At 57.4% G+C, this 2,636-nt stretch carries 3 protein-coding genes; 2 read left to right on the forward strand and 1 reads right to left on the reverse strand.

What is annotated here, in order from left to right:
* On the forward strand, positions 1–616 hold a 616-nt coding region (locus lacNas_RS03415; RefSeq protein WP_201346592.1), incomplete at its 5' end, for an alpha/beta hydrolase.
* 17 nt (positions 617–633) lie between these two features.
* Positions 634–2,097, forward strand: coding sequence for a cardiolipin synthase (gene cls, locus lacNas_RS03420; protein ID WP_201331319.1), 1,464 nt, complete (start codon positions 634–636; stop codon positions 2,095–2,097).
* A gap of 52 nt (positions 2,098–2,149) precedes the next feature.
* Here cls and lacNas_RS03425 read toward each other — a convergent pair whose 3' ends face one another.
* Positions 2,150–2,632, reverse strand: a complete 483-nt coding sequence (locus lacNas_RS03425) for a hypothetical protein (protein ID WP_201336404.1) — start codon at positions 2,630–2,632, stop codon at positions 2,150–2,152.
* Positions 2,633–2,636 lie beyond the last annotated feature (4 nt).

Here is a 2,636-nt window from a genome sequence, read left to right on the forward strand (position 1 = left end):
CGGCCGCATCAAGCTGACCGGCTGCTATACCGGCGACCGGCAGCCCATCATCCAGCTGGCCTTCAAGGACCGGATCGCCGGCTACCAGGCCATCAATTACTATCTCAGCTTCCTCTTGCCTTTTCTGAGCCAAAAATACGGCTTCAAGCGCTACAGCGCCGTGGCCCATTCCCTGGGCTCGCCCTGCGTGGTGGCCACGGAAATGCGCTATGCCAAGAAGAAGAACTTCCCGCACCTGGCCAGCTGTGCCTTGATTGCCGGACCCTTCAACGGGGTCATGTACCTCGGCGACATCCCCAACCTCAACCGCTTGAGCGAAAGCGGCCGGCCCAACATCATGACGCCGCATTATTCCTACATGCTGCGCCACCGGCGGGACTTCAGCCCCGACATCCGGGTGCTCAACATCTATGGCAACGTCTTGGACACGACCAATTCCGACCGCTTCATCTCCGTGGTCTCCGCCAAGAGCATCCGCTATGTTCTGGCCCCAGACGCCGCCTACTACCAGGAAGTCGAGGTCCGGGGCGACAATGCCGAACACTCGCAGATGCATGACGAGCCCTTCGTCATCGGGATTCTGGACCGCTTTTTAGGCTTAGACAAAATAAAATAAAGAAAGGACTCTGACCATTGACTGCCATCTCTTGGATCGATATTTGGCACATCATCTTCTTCGCCAACGCCATCTTGGCCCTCTGGACCGTTTTCCACAGAAAGCGGTCTGTCGCTACCTCCTGGGCCTGGCTGATCGTCTTGATCATCCTGCCCGTGGTCGGCTTCGTTATCTACGGCTTCGTCGGCCGGGGGATTTCCCAGGAAAACCTTTTTGCCATCAACCGGCAAAAGCACATCGGCCTCTCCAACGTGCAAAAAATGATCACCGAGGCCCCGGCCAAGATTGACCAAAACGACACCTCCCCCAGCGCCCACATTTTGATCAAATACCTGGACAAGGACCAGGAGTCGCCCATCACCAAGAACAACAAGCTCAAGCTCTACACTGACGGGCACGCCAAGTTCCGCGACCTGTTTGCCGACATCCGCCAGGCCAAATCCAGCATCAACGTTGAATACTACACCATCTACAATGACGCCATCGGCAACGAGCTCCTCAAGCTTTTGATTCAAAAAGCCGAAGAAGGCGTCCAGGTCCGGGTCCTCTACGACGCCTGGGGGTCTTTCGGCTCCTCTAAAAGCTGGTTCAAGCAGCTGGTCGACGCCGGCGGGGACGTCCTGCCCTTCATCACTTCCCGGAACATGATTTCCCGGAACCGGATCAACTACCACCTCCACCGGAAGATCGTCGTCATCGACGGGGTGATCTCCTGGACGGGGGGCTTCAACGTCGGCGACCAGTACCTGGGCCGGAAGAAAAAGTTCGGCTACTGGCGCGACACCCACCTGCGCCTGGTCGGGTCAGCCTCCCTGCTTTTGCAGGAAAGGTTCGTGATGGACTGGAACGCGTCCGCGGTGCATGAGGAAGAACTGATCAGCTTTGACGAAAAGCTCTTCCCGGACCTGGACGAAAACGACATCTCCAAGGGCGACATGGCCGTCCAGGTCGTTTCCGACGGCCCCGACAACGATGAGCCTTACATGAGAAACGGCCTGGTCCGCCTGATGATGCTGGCCAGAAAGCGGGTCTGGATCCAGACTCCTTATCTGATCCCCGATGAAGCCATGATCGCCGCCTGGCAGATCCTGGCCAGCTCGGGCGTTGACCTCAGGATCATGATCCCCTGCATGCCGGACCACCCCTTCATCTACCGGGCAACCCAGTGGTATGCCAACCAGCTGGTCAAAATCGGTGTCAAGGTCTACACCTACGACAACGGCTTCATGCACGCCAAGACCATCATCGTCGACGACAAGTACGCCACCGTTGGCAGCGTCAACCAGGACTACCGGTCCTACGACTTGAACTTTGAAGACAACGTCTTCGTTTACGACCGGGCCTTCAACAAGGAAATGTCCGACCAGTTCAAAAAGGACATGGAGCAGTCGACCCTGCTCACGCCGGAATTGATCAAGCAGCAGTCCCGCTGGTTGCATGCCTTGCAGAACTTCTCCCGCCTCTTGTCCCCGATTCTGTAAAAAGGCCAAAAAACAAGAATTGTGCACATAAAAAATGGGCTAGCCGATCTGGCTAGCCCATTTTTCTTACGTCGATATTTACCCCGCGCTCCAGGCGCTGCATCAAAAAGGAGGTCACTTCCCCGGCCTGCTTGTTGAAGCGCAGGTAGTAAACCTGGTTGCGGCTGGTCTCCAGCGCCGCGATCGACAAGTCGCCCACGCTCGGCGGGGCCGCGGTCAGGATCACCTGCTTGATCTCACTGTATTTCAGAGTCCGGCGGAAATAGCCGCTCAAAACGACCCGCTTGTCAGCCAGGCCTGACGTGGCTTCCAGGATCCCCGTCAAAATGAAGAGGGCCAGGAAGACGATAAAGCCGGGAGTGCCCATGTCCGAATAGCCCCAGCTGGTGGCCCCCAGCCAGACCAGCAGGATCGGCATGATGACCGCCGTCATCCGCCAGCGGGCCCGCATGACCACCTTGGCCTGGCAGTACCAGCTGTAGCCGGCATAGGCCGCCAGCAAAGTGTCGACGACCAAGTAAAATAACGTGTCCATGGAT

Source organism: Lactobacillus nasalidis (genome assembly GCF_016587775.1).
Taxonomy (GTDB): domain Bacteria; phylum Bacillota; class Bacilli; order Lactobacillales; family Lactobacillaceae; genus Lactobacillus; species Lactobacillus nasalidis.

What these genes read in the sequence shown, in the direction of transcription:
- lacNas_RS03425 (WP_201336404.1), bottom strand. Translation starts at nt 2,632, where the DNA reads ATGGACACGTTATTTTACTTGGTCGTCGACACTTTGCTGGCGGCCTAT.